This window comes from uncultured Tateyamaria sp. (assembly GCF_947504105.1).
Lineage (GTDB): Bacteria > Pseudomonadota > Alphaproteobacteria > Rhodobacterales > Rhodobacteraceae > Tateyamaria.
This window is the reverse complement of record NZ_CANNGP010000202.1, coordinates 1-239: the sequence shown is the minus strand read 5'-3', so window position 1 is coordinate 239 and position 239 is coordinate 1. Positions and strand designations below refer to the sequence as shown.

1 protein-coding gene is annotated in these 239 nt (G+C 58.6%); it reads left to right on the top strand.

Translation table 11 applies throughout. The annotated features are described in order from the left end of the window. On the top strand, positions 1 to 239 hold a 239-nt coding region (locus Q1A75_RS24195; protein WP_299641594.1), incomplete at both ends, for a hypothetical protein.

Below are 239 nucleotides of genomic sequence, written 5' to 3'. Positions count from 1 at the left end.
CGGCCAGACATTGGCACTTTCGAAGGCTGAAGTCGCCGAGATCATGACGGCGGCCTATGTCGATTTCGAACCCGCCGGGAAGGAGAGATCGTCAAACCAGGCCCAGCGACGCAAGGGTGAGGTCATTGCCGCGCTGGAGCGCATGCCCTCCTCAGTGGTCATTGATCTATTCAAGGGTAATCGGAAGCTGTTTGGGGGACCCAAGACCGGCTTGAATAACCGCGTCCTCGTGATGACGC